The organism is Streptomyces katrae, assembly GCF_000966975.1.
Classification (GTDB): Bacteria; Actinomycetota; Actinomycetes; order Streptomycetales; family Streptomycetaceae; genus Streptomyces; species Streptomyces katrae.
Genome location: NZ_JZWV01000527.1, coordinates 1 through 14,095, shown reverse-complemented (window position 1 = coordinate 14,095; position 14,095 = coordinate 1). Strand labels below are relative to the sequence as shown.

Here is a 14,095-nt window from a genome sequence, read left to right as displayed (position 1 = left end):
AACCCCAGCCCCGCACCCGGGGCCGGGCTCCCGCCGCTGCCGCCGCAGACCACCCCGGGGTACGAGACGTGGCCGCCGCTCCCGCCTCCGCCCCCGTACCAGGAGGCCCGCCGGGCACCGCAGTGGCAGGTCCCGCTGCTGGTCGGGGTGGCCGCGGCCGTGGTCGGCGGGGCCTCCGTCGCGGCGTGGACGCCCCTCGGCGGCGGCACGGACGCCCCCGCCAGGGACGACGCCCGCCCGCCGGCGGCGTCGGCGCCCGCCTCGCCCACCCCGGACCCGGGCACGCCCTCCACGGGCGCCCCCACGTCCGGCAGCCCGGCCCCGAGCCGCTCCCCGAGCCCCTCGGCGAGCCCCGGTTTCACGGTGGTGCGCAGCGAGGACGGGTTCTCGGTGGCCATCCCCGCAGGGTGGGGGCCCAGCCACGACGAACAGGGCAATGGGGCCTTCTACCGCCCGCCCGGCGGCGACCGCAGCGCCCTGCTCCAGATCTTCCGGATCAGCGAGCCCGCCTCCACCGGCTCCTGCGAGCTGCTGCGGATGTCCTCCGCGCGGCTCGGCGACCAGACCCCCGCCTACCAGCAGGTGTCGATCACATCCGTCTCCGGCTCCTCCTGCGAGCTGGTGTACGAGTACGACAGCGCGGAGTCCCACGGCCGCCGCCGCGGCATGGAGCGGATCGTCACCACCCCCGACGGCAACCGCTGGGCCCTCCTGGCGGCCGGCCCGTCCACCGACGCCCCGGCGACCAGGGCCAACCTCACGGCGGCCCTGGACTCCTTCCGGCCGGAGTGAGCGGCCGGAAGGCGAAGGGTCAGCGCTTGAGCGACCCCGGGGTGTAGTGCCCCGGGGACAGCCGGGTGGTGACGGCGAACCGGTTCCACATGTTGATCATGGCGATGGCCGTGATCAGCTGGGCCAGTTCGGCCTCCTCGAAGTGCTTGGCGGCCTTCTCGTACACCTCGTCCGGGACGAAGCCGTCCGTCAGGACGGTGATGGCCTCGGTCAGCTCGATCGCCGCCAGCTCCTTCTCGGTGTAGAAGTGCTTCGACTCCTCCCAGGCGCTGAGCTGGATGATCCGCTCGACGCTCTCGCCCGCCGCGAGGGCGTCCTTGGTGTGCATGTCCAGGCAGAACGCACAGTGGTTGATCTGCGAGGCACGGATCTTGACCAGCTCGGCGATGGCCGGGTCCAGGCCCTTGTTCGCGGCGGCGTCCAGCGCGACGGCGGCCTTGTAGGCCTCGGGGGCGAGCTTGAACAGCTGCATGCGGGGGGTGTGCTCGGGGGCCAGTTCCGTGGTCTTCGTTTCGTTGCTCATGGGTCAACCGTATGGAGCGGACGGCCCGCCTATATGGTCCATATCCATGACGGATTCGTGGGCCACTTACGGCGCCGACCTGCACCTGGACCTCTCCTCGGTGGCGGCCGGGGAACGCGGCCTGCGGGCCGCGCTCACCGGGTCCCTGCGGGAGGCCGCCCGCAGCGGGCGCCTCGCCCCCGGCACCCGCCTGCCCTCCTCCCGCACCTTCGCCGCAGACCTCGGCATCGCCCGCAACACCGTCGCCGAGGCCTACGCCGAGCTCGTCGCCGAGGGCTGGCTGACGGCCCGCCAGGGCTCCGGCACCCGCGTGGCCGAACGGGCCCGGCCGCGCCACACCCCGGCCCCGCCCCGGGTCCGCCGCCCCGCGCGCCGCGGCCCCGCCTACAGCCTGGTGCCCGGCTCCCCGGACGTGGGCGCCTTCCCTCGCACCGCCTGGCTGGCGGCGGCCCGCCGCGCCCTGACCGACGCCCCGAACGACGCCTTCGGCTACGGCGCCGACACCCGCGGCCGGATCGAGCTCCGCGAGGCGCTCTCCGGCTACCTGGCGCGGGCCCGCGGGGTCTACGCTGACCCGGACCGCATCGTGCTGTGCGCCGGCTTCGTGCACGCCGCCCGCCTCCTCGGCCAGGTGCTGCGGGGCCGCCGGATCCGGGAGATGGCCGTCGAGGGCTACAGCCTCGACCTGCACCGGAACCTGTTCACCGACGCCGGCCTGCGCACCCGCCCGCTCTGGGTGGACGGGTCCGGCGCCCGCACCCCGGACCTCGCCGGACTCGGCCCCCGCGTGGGCGCCGTACTCCTCACCCCCGCGCACCAGTTCCCCACCGGCGCCGCCCTCACCGCCGAGCGGCGTGCGGCGGCGGTGGACTGGGCGCGGACCACGGGCGGGCTGGTCGTGGAGGACGACTACGACGGGGAGTTCCGCTACGACCGCCAGCCGGTCGGCGCGCTCCAGGGCCTGGACCCCGACCGGGTGGTCTACCTCGGCACCGCCAGCAAGTCCCTCGCCCCGGGCCTGCGGATCGGCTGGATGGTGGTCCCGCCGGACCTGCTGGACGAGGTGATGGCGGCGAAGGGCCCGGCCGAGTGGACGTCGAGCGCGCTGGAGCAGCTGACCCTGGCGGAGTTCCTCACCTCCGGCGCCTACGACCGCCACGTCCGGGCGATGCGGCTGCGCTACCGGCGCCGGCGCGACGAGCTGGTGGCGGCGCTGGGCGGACGGGTCCCCGTCTCCGGGATCGCGGCCGGGCTGCACGCGGTGCTGGACCTCCCGTCCGGCACGGAGCGCTCGGTCGTCCGGGCCGCGGCCTGGCAGGGCCTGGCGGTGGAGGGGCTGGAACGGTACCGGCACCCGGACACGGAGATGCCGATGCGGGAGGCGCTGGTGGTGGGCTACGGAACCCCGGCCGACAGCGCCTGGACCCCGACCCTGGAGGCCCTCACGGCCGCGCTCCCGTAACGGGCCGCCGCCCCCCTCCGGGACTCCGGGGCGGGCGAAGCCGGACCGGTGCCGACCTTCGGCTCCCCCGCCTTCGCCGCCTTCCTCGGAGCCCTCAGGGCTCCTTGGGCTCCCCGAAGCGCGACAGCGCCAACGCTCCGGCCACCGCCACCGCGAAGCCCGTCACGGCCAGCCAGGCCAGGCCCTCGCGGGGGCGGTCGCCGAGCCACACCACGCCCACCAGCGCCGGCCAGACCGTCTCGCCGAGCACCAGGCCGGCCGTCGCCGCCGTGACCGAGCCGCGCTCCAGGGCGGAGGTCAGCAGCAGGAAGGCCGCCGCCCCACCCAGCAGCAGGGCGTACAGCGCCGGGTTGCCCAGCTCCCGCAGCGAGAGGCTGTCGATGAGCCGGACGGACACCTCCACCACCCCGAAGCCCGTCCCCGCCGCCAGGCCGAGCACCAGCGCGCGCGAGCCCTCCGGCAGCCGCCCGGCCACCGCCCCCACCAGCAGCACCAGGCCGGCCACCGCCAGCAGCCCCAGCTTCAGCGCGAGGGTGCCTTCGCCGTCCCCCTCCTCACCCGACGCCAGCCCCAGCATCAGCAGCCCCGCGCACACCACCGCCACCGCACCCCACTCCAGCCGCGACAGCCGCGCCCCCAGCAGCGGCGCCGAGACCACCGCCGTCACCGCCAGGCTCGCCGCCAGCGCGGCCCCCACCGCGTAGATCGGAATGTGCCGCAGGGCGATGATCTGGAGGACGAAGCCCACCGCGTCCAGCCCCAGCCCCGCCAGATAGCGCCACTGCCGCACCGCCCGCAGGAACAGGGCCGTGTCCACCCCCGAGCCCGCCGCCTCCGGGCGGGCCGCGGCCCGGGCCGCCATCGCCTGGAGGACCGAGGCCGTACCGAAACACACCGCCGCGCCCAGCGCGCAAACCATTCCGATCAGCACGAAAAGCGACTCTAGGGCCGCCGCCGTGACAAGGGCGTGACAACGGCCGGATTCCATACCCACGTCCGGCCGATCTAAGGTGCTCGCCATGGACACCAGCGACACCACCCGACGACGCATGCGCTCCGGCGCGGTCGCCCTCGGCGGCATGGGCCTGCTCGCCGCCACCCTCGTGGCCTGCGGCAGCAGCAGTGAGCCCGACAAGCGCTGCGCGTCCAAGTCCACGCTGGAGCACCTCAACTCCAAGGAGTGCAAGAGCGGCGGCCGCGGCGCCTACTACTACGGCGGCACCGTCAGCAACGGCAAGGTGTCCGGCGGCAGCTTCGACAAGTCGGCCGTCACCCGGGGCGGAATCGGCGGCGGCAGCCACTCCGGCTCCTCCGGCGGCTGAGCCCGCATGGAACGCCACACCATCGAGCCCCGCCCCGACTGGCAGAAGACCGTCGAGGAGCAGGGCCTGATCTACCCCCTGACCCGCTTCCCCGACGACTCCCTGCGCCCGTACTGGGACGAGAGCGCCTACTACTCCTTCTCCCTCCCCGAGGTCGAGGCGCTGGAGAACGTGGTCGAGGAACTGCACGCCATGTGCCTGGCCGCGGCCGCCCACATCGTGGAGCACGACCGCTTCGCCGACCTCGGCATCACCGACCCGAAGGTCGCCGCGCTCATCGCCGAGTCCTGGCGGCGCCGCGCCGAACAGCCCTCCCTCTACGGCCGCTTCGACCTGCGCTACGACGGCTCCGGCAGCCCCGCCAAACTGCTGGAGTACAACGCCGACACCCCCACCTCCCTGGTGGAGGCGGCGAGCCCGCAGTGGTTCTGGATGGAGGAGCGCTTCCCCGGCGCCGACCAGTGGAACTCCCTCCACGAGCGGCTCGTCGAGGCCTGGCGCCGGCAGGCCGAGCTGCTGCCGCCCGGCCCGCTGCACTTCGCGCACTCCGAGACCGACGAGCTCGGCGAGGACCTGATGACGGTCGCCTACCTCCAGGAGACCGCCGAACAGGCCGGGCTGGAGACCCACGCCCTGTCCGTGGAGACCATCGGCTGGGACTCCCTCTCCGGCCGGTTCGTGGACGAGAAGCTCCGCTTCATCCGGGCCTGCTTCAAGCTCTACCCCTGGGAGTGGCTGGTCGAGGACGAGTTCGGCCCGCACGTGCTGGGCACCTACGACCACGGCGGCGGCACCGGAACCACCGCCTGGATCGAGCCCCTGTGGAAGATGCTGCTGGCCAACAAGGCGCTGCTGGCGATCCTCTGGGAGCTCTTCCCCGAACACCCCAACCTGCTGCCCGCCTACCTCGACGGACCGCGCGAGCTCGCCGAGTCCGGCGGGTACGCCGCCAAGCCGCTGCTGGGCCGGGAGGGCGCCGGGGTCACCCTGCACGAGCCGGGCGGCGAGCCGTTCGTACCGGCCGAGGGGGAGACGTACGTCTTCCAGGCCCTGGCCCCGCTGCCCGACTTCGACGGCAACCGGGTCGTCCTCGGTGCCTGGGTGGTCGAGGAGGAGGCGGCCGGACTCGGCATCCGCGAATCGGCGGGCCCGGTCACGGACGAGTACGCCCGCTTCCTGCCCCACGTGATCCTGTAGGGGCACCGGACGGGGCGCCCCCACAGGCGGCGGGTCAGCCGGCGGTGAGGACCGCCCGCAGCTGCTCCAGACCCCAGTCCAGGTCCTCCTTGGAGATCACCAGCGGCGGTGCGATCCGGATCGTCGACCCGTGCGTGTCCTTCACCAGCACCCCGAGTCCCATCAGCTTCTCGGAGATCTCCCGGCCCGTGCCGCGCGCCGGGTCGATGTCCACGCCCGCCCACAGTCCGCGCCCGCGCACGGCGGTCACCGCGCCGCCGCCGACGAGCAGGTTCAGCTCCCGGTGCAGGTGGTCGCCGAGTTCGGCGGCGCGCTGCTGGTACTCGCCGGTGCGCAGCATCGCGATCACCTCCAGCGCCACGGCGCAGGCGAGCGGGTTCCCGCCGAAGGTGGAGCCGTGCTCCCCGGGCCGGAACACCCCGAGCACGTCGCGGTCGGCGACCACGGCGGACACCGGCACCACACCGCCGCCCAGCGCCTTCCCCAGCACGTACACGTCCGGGACGACGTCCTCGTGCTCGCACGCGAAGGTCTTCCCCGTACGGCCCAGGCCCGACTGGATCTCGTCCGCCATGAACAGCACGTTCCGCTCGCGCGTCAGCCTCCGTACGCCCGCCAGGTACCCGGCCGGCGGGACCAGCACGCCGGCCTCGCCCTGGATCGGCTCCAGCAGGACGGCGACGGTGTTGGCCGTGACGGCGGCGTCGAGGGCGGTGAGGTCCCCGTACGGGACGATCTCGAAGCCGGGGGTGTAGGGGCCGTAGTGGTCGCGGGCCTCGTGGTCCGTGGAGAAGGACACGATGGTCGTGGTCCGGCCGTGGAAGTTGTTCGCGGCGACGACGATCTTGGCCTGGCCGTCCGGGACGCCCTTGACCTCGTAGCCCCACTTGCGGGCCGTCTTGACCGCCGTCTCCACCGCCTCCGCGCCCGTGTTCATGGGCAGCACCATCTCCTTGCCGCAGAGCGCGGCGAGTTCGGTGCAGAACTCGGCGAAACGGTCGTGGTGGAAGGCGCGGGAGGTGAGCGTGACCCGCTCCAGCTGGGCCTTGGCCGCGTCGATCAGACGCCGGTTGCCGTGGCCGAAGTTGAGCGCCGAATAGCCGGCGAGCATGTCGAGGTAGCGCCGGCCCTCCACGTCGGTCATCCACGCGCCCTCCGCCGAGGCGACGACGACCGGGAGGGGATGGTAGTTGTGCGCGCTGTGCTCGTCGGCGGAGCGGATGGCATCAGCTGTTCTCGACACGGGGTCTCCGATCGTCCGTCTGCTGGTGACGCGGGTGACATGGGTGGCGTCCTTTGTATCGTCGCTCGGATCGTGGACCCGGAAACCTCCCGGGTGCCGCGCCCGCTAAGGTGTTCGGTACGCACGGCGACTGGCGTACGGGGAACCAACTCCGGGGGAGTCGTGCGCGCACTACCGCACACAGGGCCGCTCGCCTGGGCCTCGCGGGGACGAGAAACGACATCGACCCCGGAGGAGCCGCGATGACCGCGCACCGCCAGCCCGCCCTGCTCGCCACCGACCCCGAGCTCGCCTCGCTCGTCACCGCCGAGGAAACCCTCCAGGCGCGGACCCTGCGGCTGATCCCCAGCGAGAACTACGTCTCCGCGGCGGTCCTGGAGGCCTCCGGGACGGTCCTGCAGAACAAGTACAGCGAGGGCTACCCGGGCCGCCGCTACTACGAGGGCCAGCAGAACATCGACCGCGTCGAGGCCCTCGCCATCGAGCGGGCCAAGGGCCTGTTCGGGGTGGACCACGCCAACGTCCAGCCGTACTCCGGCTCCCCGGCGAACCTCGCCGTCTACCTGGCCTTCGCCAAGCCCGGCGACACCGTGATGGGCATGGCCCTGCCGATGGGCGGGCACCTGACGCACGGCTGGGGCGTCTCGGCGACGGGCTCCTGGTTCCGCGGCGTCCAGTACGGGGTGCGCGCCGAGGACGGCCTGATCGACTACGACGCGGTGCGCGAGCTGGCCCTGGCGGAGCGGCCGAAGATCCTCTTCTGCGGCGGCACGGCCCTTCCCCGGACCATCGACTTCGAGGCGTTCGCGTCGATCGCGGCGGAGGCGGGCTCGGTCCTGGTCGCGGACGTGGCCCACATCGCGGGCCTGATCGCGGGCGGCGCCCACCCGTCCCCGGTCCCGTACGCGGACGTGGTCTCCACGACCACCCACAAGACCCTGCGCGGGCCGCGCGGCGCGATGCTGATGTGCAAGGAGGAGCACGCGAAGGCCATCGACAAGGCGGTCTTCCCCGGCCTCCAGGGCGGCCCGCACAACCAGACGACGGCGGGCATCGCGGTGGCCCTGCACGAGGCGGCCCAGCCGTCCTTCACGGCCTACGCGCACGCGGTCGTGGCCAACGCGAAGGCGCTGGCCGCGGCGCTGCTGGAGCGGGGCTTCGACCTGGTGTCGGGCGGTACGGACAACCACCTGATCCTGATGGACCTGACCTCGCGGGGCGTGCCGGGGAAGGTGGCGGCGAAGGCCCTCGACCGGGCGGGCATCGTGGTCAACTACAACACCGTCCCGTTCGACCCGCGCAAGCCGTTCGACCCCTCGGGGATCCGGATCGGTACGCCGTCCCTGACGTCCCGAGGCCTGTCGGTCGACCACATGCCGGCGGTCGCCGACTGGATCTCCCGCGCGGTGGACGCCGCCGCCAAGGGTGACGAGCCGGCACTGGCCGTCATCCGCGCGGAGGTCTCCGACCTCCTGGCCGCCTTCCCGGCCCCGGGCCTCCCGGTGGCGTAGCCGCTGCGCGGAGCCTCTCCCCGCCCCGCCCTTTCTCCGTGCGCCTCAAACGCCGGCGGGGGGCTGTTCATAGCCCCGCCGGCGGGAGGCGCGGGGCTCGGGGGGCGGAGCCCCCTGGGGGCACCAAACGGTGCCGCACCCGAACGGGGTCCGGGGCGGAGCTCCGGGGAACGGGCGAAGGGCGGGGCGGGGGGCCGGTCGGTACCTGAGAGAATGGCGGTATGGCTTCTGACCGTCCTCGCGCGCTCTCCGGCATCCAGCCCACCTCCGGCTCGTTCCACCTCGGGAACTACCTCGGAGCGATCCGCCAGTACGTCGCCCTCCAGGAGACGCACGACGCGTTCTACATGGTCGTCGACCTGCACGCGATCACCATGCCGCAGGATCCCAAGGACCTCCGCGCGAACACCCGCCTCTCCGCCGCGCAGCTCCTCGCCGCCGGTCTGGACCCCGAGCGCTGCACGCTCTTCATCCAGAGCCACGTCCCCGAGCACGCGCAGCTCGCCTGGGTCATGAACTGCATCACCGGCTTCGGCGAGGCCAGCCGGATGACCCAGTTCAAGGACAAGTCCGCCAAGGGCGGGGTCAACAGCGCCAGTGTCGGCCTGTTCACGTACCCGATCCTCCAGGTCGCCGACATCCTGCTCTACCAGGCGAACGCCGTCCCCGTCGGTGAGGACCAGCGCCAGCACGTGGAGCTGACCCGCGACCTCGCCGAGCGGTTCAACCACCGCTACGGCCAGACCTTCACCCTCCCCGCCGCGCACATCGTCAAGGAGGTCGCGAAGATCTACGACCTCCAGGACCCCTCGATCAAGATGTCGAAGTCCGCGTCCTCCCCCAAGGGCCTGATCAGCCTCCTCGACGAGCCCAAGGTCACCGAGAAGAAGATCAAGAGCGCGGTCACCGACACCGAGGCCGAGATCCGTTTCGACGCCGAGAACAAGCCCGGCGTCAGCAACCTGCTCACGATCTACTCCACCCTCACGGGCGAGTCGATCCCCGCCCTGGAGGCCGCGTACGAGGGCAAGGGCTACGGTGCGCTGAAGACCGACCTCGCCGGCGTGATGGTCGATTTCGTCACACCCTTCAAGCAGCGCACCCAGGAGTTCCTGGACGACCCGGAGACCCTGGACGCCGTGCTGGCCAAGGGCGCGGAGAAGGCCCGGGCGGTCGCCGCCGAGACCCTGGCGCAGGCCTACGACCGCATCGGGTTCGTCCCCGCCAAGCACTGACGCACCGAGGCCCCTGGCGGCCGAGGGGGTGCTGCCGCCACACTGAGCGGCAGCACCCGATGCGAGCACACCGACCCGACCAGTCGGCGTGACCACACACCAGACACGCGCGGAGGAGATCACGTGGGGACCGTAACGCTCGGCGTTTCGATCGCGGTCCCGGAGCCGTACGGCAGCCAGCTCCAGCAGCTGCGCGCCGGCTTCGGGGACGCCGCCGCGCACGGCATCCCCACGCACGTGACCCTCGTACCGCCCACCGAGGTGGAGGCCGGGCGGCTGGCGGCGATCCGCGCCCACCTCGCCGAGGTCGCGCGGTCCTTCCCGTCGTTCGCGATGCGCCTGGAGGGGACGGGAACCTTCCGGCCCCTGTCGCCGGTCGTCTTCGTCCGGCTCGCCGAGGGCGTCGAGGGCTGCACCAGCCTCCAGGGCCGCATCCGCGACCCCGAGGGGCCGATCAGCCGGGAGCTGGCCTTCCCGTACCACCCGCACGTCACGGTCGCCCACGGGATCTCCGAGGAGGCGATGGACCGGGCCTTCACCGAGCTCGCCGACTACGCCGCGGGCTGGCAGTGCCAGGGCTTCGCCCTCTACGAGCAGGGCTCGGACGGGGTCTGGCGCAAACTGCGCGAGTACCCCTTCGGCACGGCCGCGACCGCCGTCCCCGCGCAGTCGGGTCCGGCCTCCGCCGACACCGCCATACGGCGGTCCTGACGCGGACGCTTCGGGCTCCGGAACACGTGGAAGGCGTGGAAGGTGTGGAAGCGGAGCCTGCGCAGGACCAGGATGCGCAACGGTCGGGACGACTCGGGTCGGGAGGACTCGGGGCGAAAAGTCACAAGCGACGACCGTAGTGCCCTAAAGCGGCAATCCCGGCTATTTCCGGCAGCTCATTTACGGTGGCCCCCATGGACTGGCTGAAGAAACTCCCCGTGATCGGGCCGCTCGTGTCGGCCGTCATGCGGACCCGCGGCTGGCACTCGTACGAGCTCCTCGACCGGGTGCACTGGTCCCGGCTCGCCGCGGCGATCACCTTCATCAGCTTCCTCGCGCTCTTCCCACTGATCACCGTCGCCGCCGCCGTCGGAGCCGCCCTGCTCACCCCGGAGCAGCTGGACCGGCTCCAGAAGAGCCTCGCCGAGCAGGTTCCCGGCATCTCCGACCAGCTCGACCTCCCCGGCCTCGTCGCCAACGCCGCCACCGTGGGCCTCGTCGCCGGCGCGCTCCTGCTCCTCACCGGCATCGGCTGGATCGGCTCGATGCGCGACTGCCTGCGCGCCGTGTGGGAGAAGGACGACGAGGACCAGGGCAACCCGTTCGTCCGCAAGGGCAAGGACGCCCTCGTGCTGCTCGGCCTCGGCGGAGCGGCCCTGGCCTCGGCCGTCGCGTCGATCGCCGGCTCCACCGCGGTCGGCAAGTCAGCGGAGGTCCTCGGCATCCCGCGCGAGGGCGCGGGCGGGGTGCTGCTGCGGGCCGCGGCCTTCCTCGTCGGTGTGCTGGCGGCCTTCCTGCTCCTGCTCTACCTGCTGAGCCTGCTGCCCGGCGTCGAGCCGCCGCGCGCCCGCCTCCTCCAGGCCGCGCTGATCGGCGCGGCCGGCTTCGAACTGCTGAAACTGCTGCTCAGCGGCTATATGAGGGGGGTCGCCACGAAGAGCATGTACGGGGCCTTCGGCGTCCCGATCGCCCTCCTGCTCTGGATCAACTTCTCGGCGAAGCTGCTCCTGTTCTGCTCCGCCTGGACCGCCGTCCGGGACGGCGAGGAGCAGAAGGAGAAGGAGAAGGAGACGGAGAAGGGTTAGTCAGGCGCCCTGGCCGCGGCGCCCTCGGGGCCAGCGGCGGTTGACCACGAAGGCCCCGCCCGCCACCACGGCCAGCGCACCGCCCGCGATGCCGAGCGCGGTGCCGAGGCCGCCCCCGCCCGCCGGCGGCGGGCCGTCCGCCACGGGGGTGTTCTCGTGGGACTTGGCGGGGGAGCCGTAGGGTTCCGTGTCCGTGCCCTTCGGCGGCACCAGTACGCCGACCGGCTTGACCTTGCCCGCCGCGGCGAAGCCCCAGTCGAAGAGGTCGGCGGTCTCCTCGTAGACCGAGTTGAGCCCGCCGTGGTCCGGGTTCATCACCGTCACCAGCAGCTTCTTGTTCCCGCGCTGGGCCGCGCCGGTGAAGGTCGAGCCGGCCATGGTGGTGTTGCCGTTCTTCACCCCGGCGATGCCCTTGTACGGGGTGACGCCGCCGGCGCCGGTCATCAGCCGGTTGGTGTTCTGGATCTCGAAGTACTCGCGCGGCCTGCCCGCCTCCTGATGGCCCGGGAACTTCGCCTCGGCGGTGCCGCAGTACTCGCGGAAGTCCTGCTTCTGCAGCCCGGAGCGGGCGATGAGGGTGAGGTCGTAGGCGCTGGAGACCTGTTCCGGGGCGTCGTAGCCGTCGGGGGAGACCACGTGCGTGTCCAGGGCCTGGAGTTCCTCGGCGTGCGCCTGCATGTCCTTGACGGTCTTCTCGACGCCGCCGTTCATGGCCGAAAGCACGTGCACGGCGTCGTTCCCGGAGCGCAGGAACACGCCGAGCCACAGGTCGTGGACGGTGTAGTCGTGGTCCTCCTTGACGCCGACCAGGCTGCTGCCCGGGCCGACGCCGTCCATGTCCTGGTCGGTGACGTGGTGCACCTGGTCCTTGGGGAGGGTGGGCAGGACGGTGTCCGCGAAGAGCATCTTCATCGTGGACGCCGGGGGCAGCCGCCAGTGGGCGTTGTGGGCCGCGAGGACCTCGCCGGTCTCCGCGTCGGCCACGATCCACGACCGGCCGCTGAGGTTCGCGGGCAGCTCGGGAGCGCCGGGCATGAGGTTCACCTGGGTGCCGGGCTGGCCGAGCCGGGAGCCGCCGACCGTGGACATCGACGGCGGCGGGGCCGGGGCCTGCGGCTTCCCCTTCCCGTCCGGCGGCCTGGGCGGTGCCGTCGCCGCACGTGCGGTCGAGGGCGGGACGAGCATCGCCGGAACCAGCAGTGCGGCGGAAAGGACCGTCAGTGCGGTCTTCTTGGCAGACACGCAGGTGAACGTACATCCCGATGAGCTGCCCGGCGTCGTGGACCGGCCAACCGGGGCGAACCACCCCCGGTACGGCCCACCCCGCCGCGTCCGTCCTGGGGACGAATCCGATACTGGGGACATGAAACTCAGCCGCACCGCGTCCTGGTTCCTCGCAGCGTTCGGAGCTTGGTCCTGGGTGATCTGGTCCACGTTCGTCAAGAACCTCTTCAATGACGCCAGCGGTCTGGCTTTCGATGACGGTCGGCCCACTGCCTACTTCTGGGTCCACCTCCTCCTCGCGGTGACCTCGTTCCTGCTGGGAACGGCCGTCGGAGTGATCGGGCTGCGCAGCATCCTCGTACTGCGGCGCGAATCACGATGACCGTGTTTGTGGTGATTGTGGCGGTCGTCGCGGTACTGGCGCTGCTGGGGATGGTCCATCGGTGGCTGTGGGTACGGCTGGTCCGTGACACCACCCGCGCGGGCGGGCCCGCGCGCCGCGCCGGGACGGTCCTGGCGTTCGCGCTGCCGCTGCTGTCGCTGGCCGCCCTGCTCGCGGGGCGGGCCGGGGCCCCGTTCTGGCTCCAGCGACTGGTGGCCTGGCCGGGCTTCATGTGGCTCGCGGTGCTGCTGTACCTGACGCTGGCGATGCTGGTGGCGGAACCGGTCCGCCGCCTGTGGCTCCGCCGGATCGCCCGCGGCACCCCCGCCGGGCCGGGCCCCGAGCCGGCCGGCGTGACCGCGGGCCCGCCCGGCGGACCGGCGGACTCCGCCGCGCGCCCGGACGAGCCCGCCCCTCAGACCGGACCGGGCTCCGTGGCGCCGGCAACGGCGGAGTCCCGTTCCGCGGGCGGGGCCACCGCCCCGGCGACCGCGGACCCCGTGCCCGCCGGAGCCCCCGGCGCGCGGCCCCCGGCGGCCGTCGGGGCCGGGACGTACGGCGTGCTGCGCGGGCCGCGCGTGAAGCGGGTGCAGGTGCCCCTCGCCCGGCTGCCCCGCGCCGCGCACGGCTTCCGGATCGCCGTCGTCAGCGACGTCCACCTGGGGCCCGTCCTCGGCCGCGCCCACACCCAGCGCATCGTCGACACCGTCAACCGCACCCAGCCCGACCTCATCGCCGTCGTCGGCGACCTCGTCGACGGCAACGTCCACGACCTCGGCCCCGCCGCCGAACCCCTGCGGCAGCTGCGCTCCCGCCACGGCAGCTTCTTCGTCACCGGCAACCACGAGTACTTCTCCGGCGCCCAGCAGTGGGTCGACCACGTCCGCGAACTCGGCCTGACCCCCCTGGAGAACGCCCGCCGCGAGCTGCCCCACTTCGACCTCGCCGGCGTCAACGACGTACAGGGGGAGCAGGAGGGCAAGGGCCCCGACTTCCAGGCCGCGCTCGGCGACCGCGACCGCTCCCGTGCCTCCGTGCTCCTCGCGCACCAGCCGATCGTGATCCACGACGCCGTCCGCCACGGCGTGGACCTGCAGCTCTCCGGCCACACCCACGGCGGCCAGCTCTGGCCCGGCAACTACCTCGCCGAGCTCGCCAACCCGACCGTCGCGGGCCTGGAGCGGTACGGCGACACCCAGCTCTACGTGTCCCGGGGCGCGGGCGCCTGGGGGCCGCCCGTCCGGGTCGGCGCGCCGTCCGACATCACGGTCGTAGAACTCGCCTCATACCACACCTGACGTTCTACCACCGGGACAAATCGGGCCTTCCCGTGGCTGAATTTCCGTGATTGGCTGACCGGCGTCCGTCCGATAGCCGGATGGGCCGTTCGCATGACGGGGATTCGGGG

The 14,095-nt window shown here is 72.9% G+C and carries 14 protein-coding genes, 1 pseudogene and 1 riboswitch; of the genes and pseudogenes, 10 read left to right on the top strand and 5 right to left on the bottom strand.

The genetic code is table 11. The annotated features are described in order from the left end of the window. Positions 1-398 (bottom strand): annotated as a pseudogene (locus VR44_RS45125) (hypothetical protein); the annotation flags it as partial. On the opposite strand from VR44_RS45125, the gene VR44_RS45120 reads away from it, so the two are divergent. Then, entirely contained in the window at positions 391-792 is a 402-nt protein-coding gene (locus VR44_RS45120) for a hypothetical protein (RefSeq protein WP_157880353.1), read from the top strand. The pseudogene VR44_RS45125 and the gene VR44_RS45120 overlap by 8 nt on opposite strands. A gap of 19 nt (positions 793-811) precedes the next feature. On the opposite strand, the gene VR44_RS19245 is transcribed toward VR44_RS45120, so the two are convergent. Next, positions 812-1,315 (bottom strand): carboxymuconolactone decarboxylase family protein, encoded by a 504-nt coding sequence (locus VR44_RS19245; protein WP_045948781.1) that lies wholly within the window; start codon positions 1,313-1,315, stop codon positions 812-814. A gap of 46 nt (positions 1,316-1,361) precedes the next feature. Here VR44_RS19245 and pdxR point away from each other — a divergent pair, with 46 nt between their 5' ends. Then, positions 1,362-2,777 (top strand): MocR-like pyridoxine biosynthesis transcription factor PdxR, encoded by a 1,416-nt coding sequence (gene pdxR, locus VR44_RS19240; RefSeq protein WP_045948780.1) that lies wholly within the window; start codon positions 1,362-1,364, stop codon positions 2,775-2,777. Between the two features lie 94 nt (positions 2,778-2,871). On the opposite strand, the gene VR44_RS19235 is transcribed toward pdxR, so the two are convergent. Beyond that, positions 2,872-3,696 (bottom strand): DMT family protein, encoded by an 825-nt coding sequence (locus VR44_RS19235; protein WP_045948779.1) that lies wholly within the window; start codon positions 3,694-3,696, stop codon positions 2,872-2,874. A gap of 100 nt (positions 3,697-3,796) precedes the next feature. Between VR44_RS19235 and VR44_RS19230 the strand changes: the two genes are divergently transcribed. Together VR44_RS19230 and VR44_RS19225 are read left to right on the top strand one after the other, a co-directional pair. After that, positions 3,797-4,099, top strand: a complete 303-nt coding sequence (locus VR44_RS19230) for a hypothetical protein (protein ID WP_045948778.1) — start codon at positions 3,797-3,799, stop codon at positions 4,097-4,099. 6 nt (positions 4,100-4,105) lie between these two features. Beyond that, positions 4,106-5,296 (top strand): glutathionylspermidine synthase family protein, encoded by a 1,191-nt coding sequence (locus tag VR44_RS19225; RefSeq protein ID WP_045948777.1) that lies wholly within the window; start codon positions 4,106-4,108, stop codon positions 5,294-5,296. Between the two features lie 34 nt (positions 5,297-5,330). Here VR44_RS19225 and rocD read toward each other — a convergent pair whose 3' ends face one another. Then, positions 5,331-6,539: an ornithine--oxo-acid transaminase gene (gene rocD, locus VR44_RS19220; RefSeq protein WP_045948776.1), complete on the bottom strand. Its 1,209-nt coding sequence runs from the start codon at positions 6,537-6,539 to the stop codon at positions 5,331-5,333. Between the two features lie 116 nt (positions 6,540-6,655). Then, a riboswitch (ZMP/ZTP riboswitch) is annotated at positions 6,656-6,746 on the top strand. A 35-nt stretch (positions 6,747-6,781) separates the two neighbouring features. Between rocD and VR44_RS19215 the strand changes: the two genes are divergently transcribed. The 4 genes from VR44_RS19215 to VR44_RS19200 all read left to right on the top strand — a co-directional run bounded on the left by VR44_RS19215 (position 6,782) and on the right by VR44_RS19200 (position 11,081). Next, positions 6,782-8,050, top strand: a complete 1,269-nt coding sequence (locus VR44_RS19215) for a serine hydroxymethyltransferase (RefSeq protein ID WP_045948775.1) — start codon at positions 6,782-6,784, stop codon at positions 8,048-8,050. A 221-nt stretch (positions 8,051-8,271) separates the two neighbouring features. Continuing rightward, positions 8,272-9,285, top strand: a complete 1,014-nt coding sequence (gene trpS, locus VR44_RS19210) for a tryptophan--tRNA ligase (RefSeq protein WP_045948774.1) — start codon at positions 8,272-8,274, stop codon at positions 9,283-9,285. Between the two features lie 123 nt (positions 9,286-9,408). Beyond that, positions 9,409-9,996, top strand: a complete 588-nt coding sequence (locus tag VR44_RS19205; protein ID WP_045948773.1) for a 2'-5' RNA ligase family protein — start codon at positions 9,409-9,411, stop codon at positions 9,994-9,996. A 194-nt stretch (positions 9,997-10,190) separates the two neighbouring features. After that, positions 10,191-11,081, top strand: coding sequence for a YihY/virulence factor BrkB family protein (locus VR44_RS19200; RefSeq protein ID WP_045948772.1), 891 nt, complete (start codon positions 10,191-10,193; stop codon positions 11,079-11,081). On the opposite strand, the gene VR44_RS19195 is transcribed toward VR44_RS19200, so the two are convergent. Next, positions 11,082-12,323, bottom strand: coding sequence for a D-alanyl-D-alanine carboxypeptidase family protein (locus tag VR44_RS19195; protein ID WP_245691986.1), 1,242 nt, complete (start codon positions 12,321-12,323; stop codon positions 11,082-11,084). It abuts the gene before it with no gap. A gap of 121 nt (positions 12,324-12,444) precedes the next feature. Between VR44_RS19195 and VR44_RS19190 the strand changes: the two genes are divergently transcribed. Both VR44_RS19190 and VR44_RS19185 read left to right on the top strand, forming a co-directional pair. Further along, positions 12,445-12,687: an SCO4848 family membrane protein gene (locus VR44_RS19190; protein ID WP_045948771.1), complete on the top strand. Its 243-nt coding sequence runs from the start codon at positions 12,445-12,447 to the stop codon at positions 12,685-12,687. After that, positions 12,684-13,985, top strand: a complete 1,302-nt coding sequence (locus tag VR44_RS19185) for a metallophosphoesterase (protein WP_045948770.1) — start codon at positions 12,684-12,686, stop codon at positions 13,983-13,985. Before VR44_RS19190 ends, VR44_RS19185 begins: the two co-directional genes overlap by 4 nt. The last annotated feature ends 110 nt before the right edge of the window (positions 13,986-14,095 follow it).

Coding starts and splice junctions, on each gene's coding strand:
- VR44_RS19245 (WP_045948781.1), bottom strand. CDS start 1,315: ATGAGCAACGAAACGAAGACCACGGAACTGGCCCCCGAGCACACCCCC.
- pdxR (WP_045948780.1), top strand. CDS start 1,362: ATGACGGATTCGTGGGCCACTTACGGCGCCGACCTGCACCTGGACCTC.
- VR44_RS19235 (WP_045948779.1), bottom strand. CDS start 3,696: ATGGTTTGCGCGCTGGGCGCGGCGGTGTGTTTCGGTACGGCCTCGGTC.
- VR44_RS19230 (WP_045948778.1), top strand. CDS start 3,797: ATGGACACCAGCGACACCACCCGACGACGCATGCGCTCCGGCGCGGTC.
- VR44_RS19225 (WP_045948777.1), top strand. CDS start 4,106: ATGGAACGCCACACCATCGAGCCCCGCCCCGACTGGCAGAAGACCGTC.
- VR44_RS19215 (WP_045948775.1), top strand. CDS start 6,782: ATGACCGCGCACCGCCAGCCCGCCCTGCTCGCCACCGACCCCGAGCTC.
- trpS (WP_045948774.1), top strand. CDS start 8,272: ATGGCTTCTGACCGTCCTCGCGCGCTCTCCGGCATCCAGCCCACCTCC.
- VR44_RS19200 (WP_045948772.1), top strand. CDS start 10,191: ATGGACTGGCTGAAGAAACTCCCCGTGATCGGGCCGCTCGTGTCGGCC.
- VR44_RS19190 (WP_045948771.1), top strand. CDS start 12,445: ATGAAACTCAGCCGCACCGCGTCCTGGTTCCTCGCAGCGTTCGGAGCT.
- VR44_RS19185 (WP_045948770.1), top strand. CDS start 12,684: ATGACCGTGTTTGTGGTGATTGTGGCGGTCGTCGCGGTACTGGCGCTG.